General features: G+C 36.1%; 2 protein-coding genes. Both read left to right on the plus strand.

Annotation, left to right across the window (positions count from 1 at the left end; genetic code table 11):
* On the plus strand, window positions 1-279 hold a 279-nt coding region (locus ACQR30_RS00290; protein WP_429729617.1), incomplete at its 5' end, for a Bax inhibitor-1/YccA family membrane protein.
* Between the two features lie 185 nt (window positions 280-464).
* Window positions 465-2,738 (plus strand): TonB-dependent receptor domain-containing protein (locus ACQR30_RS00295; protein ID WP_429729620.1); only part of this gene is annotated, 2,274 nt, incomplete at its 3' end.

Consider the following 2,738-nt stretch of genomic DNA (forward strand, 5'->3'; position numbering starts at 1 on the left):
ATTATGTTGTTTTATGTTGTCACAATAGTATTGGGTTTCTTTCACGTAAACTTGCCTTTTGTAAACAGCGGTAGCCCTTTAAGTATCGGTATTTCCATTTTTATCGTCGCCATTGCCGCATTAAATCTAATCTTAGATTTTGATATGATTGAGAAAGGTGCGCAAATGGGTGCGCCTAAGTACATGGAATGGTATGGCGCCTTTGGATTACTTATTACTATGGTTTGGTTATATATGGAAATTTTAAGGCTCTTATCTAAAATAGGTTCAAACAGGTAATTGAGTTTTTAAAACCTCGTTATAAAGAGACCGTCTAAATCTAGACGGTCTCTTTGCGTTTAATAAGTTTATAAAGACCGGTCATCACCACATAAGACCGTTTATATATTTTCTAGTACTATGCATTACATAGTAATATACATTTGCAATGTAGTATGTATTATTTAGTATTATAAATTATATTCATGAAAAAGTATTTAACGTTATTAATGGCACTTATCCTATCCACAAACGCCATAGTTAAAGCTCAAACTAGTGAAATAACTAGTATCTCCGGTAAAGTGGTTGATGAAAATAAAGAACCCCTCAATTTTGCGGGTGTGTATTTATTAAATGCAAAAGATTCTTCATTTCTCAAAGCAGCAATGACAGATAGTGAAGGTATTTACCAGTTGTCGCATATTCCTTCAGGGAAACTGTTAGTTTCTGCAACTGTCGTTGGCCATCAAAAAGTGTATAGCAGGTCATTCGAAATAGATAAAAACAATTCCGCTATAACATTGCCTTTATTGATTTTAAAGAGCAATTCTACTGCTTTGAAAGATGTGAATGTAAGTGCCAGTAAGCCTTTTTTAGAACAAAAAGTGGACAAACTGGTCGTAAATATTGAAGGGAGTGTTGTAAGCGCCGGTAACAACGTACTGGAGATTTTGCAAAAAGTGCCCGGTGTAATGGTCGATAATGATGGTAATATTTCTTTACGTGGTAAGTCGGGTGTTACTATAATGATTAATGGAAAACTAACCTATCTTTCGCAAGAGCAGCTAACGGAGATGCTAAAATCTATGGATGCCAGTCAGCTTTCGCAGATTGAAATTATCACCAATCCATCCGCAAAATATGATGCCGCCGGGACAGCTGGCATCATCAATATAAAATTAAAAAAGAACGCTAACGAAGGCTTTAACGGGAATATACAGATGGGTTATTCCTTAGGCGTACATAGTAGAAACAGTGAAGGCATCAACCTCAATTATAAAAAAGGGAAATTTAACGCCTACGGAAGTTATAATCTTTACAAAGGAACGAATGGTCATGATTTTAATTTAGTTAGAAAATTCTATGACAATAACAACAGTCCCAATCTAATTATGGAACAACATTCTCCCAGGCTGTCAAAGAACACCTACCAATCTTTCCGAACTGGGCTACATTATTCCATCAATACAAAAAACACCAATGGAACTATGGCAAATGGTTCCTATAGTAATGGTAATGATCAAAGTAGCGGTCCTATAAAATTTCTTAACGAACATTATCAACTCGATTCAGCGGCAGTTCCCGAAACGGGTTCAAAAGACCATTGGCAATCTGTCGGCTATAACGTAAATTATAAATTGCAAATGGATACCAGCGGTCAGGAACTAACGGCAAATTTTGATTACTCCACCTACACCAGCAATACCTTTCAAAATTTCAGTACGGGCTATCAGAATGCTACAGGCGATTCAATGAGACCAACACTATATCGTAAAGGACAACTTCCTTCCACAATTATTATAAAATCTGGCAAGATCGATTACACTTTGCCATTTGGCAAAACAGCAAAGCTGGACGCCGGCATTAAAAGCAGTATTGTTACCAGCGACAATAATGTTGCCTATCAAAACCTTTCAAATGGCAATTGGCAAAATGATGCAGGTGCAACCAATCATTTCATTTACAAAGAAAATATCAACGCGGCATATGTAAATTTTAATAAGGATTTTATTCACGGATGGTCCTTGCAAGCTGGTCTACGAGCAGAACAAACGATTTCAAAAGCGAATCAAATAACCATAGACTCGGTCGTAAATCGGAATAATTTACAACTCTTTCCAAGCGTTTTTTTGAAAAAAAATATCGGGAAAAACAACTCACTAAATTTGTCTTATAGCCGTAGAATAGACCGCCCAGACTATAGCGAGCTTAATCCCTTTACTTATTATATTGACGATTATACATACAGCCAAGGGAATCCTTTTTTACAACCTCAGTTTACCAATTCTTTTGAGATCTCTAATTCATACAAAGGATATATCGTTACACTAAATTATAGCCATACCAATAATGTGATTACGGGTATAATAAAACAAAATGACACCACGCGTACCGCCTATGAAACATCCGTCAACTTGAATTCCATAAATAATATCAATTTGGGGATTACTGTTCCTATACAAGTTACGCATTGGTGGATGAGTAACAACTATGCTAATGTATTTCGCAAGACAATAAAGGGAGAGATAAGCAATGGTATGTTTAGCCAGGGAATGATTTCTTTCGGATTTAACAGTGATAACACCTTTACATTACCAGAAGATTTTAAAATTGAATTAAGCGGATATTACAATTCCAGGACTACACATTCCGTTTGGGTCGCAAATCCTCAATACAGTGTGTCGGCTGGCGTACAAAAATCATTTTGGCATAAGCAAGCCTCCTTAAAATTAAATGTCAGTGACATCTTTAATACCGAA

This window comes from Arachidicoccus sp., assembly GCF_050436765.1.
In the GTDB taxonomy this organism is placed as follows: Bacteria; Bacteroidota; Bacteroidia; order Chitinophagales; family Chitinophagaceae; genus Arachidicoccus.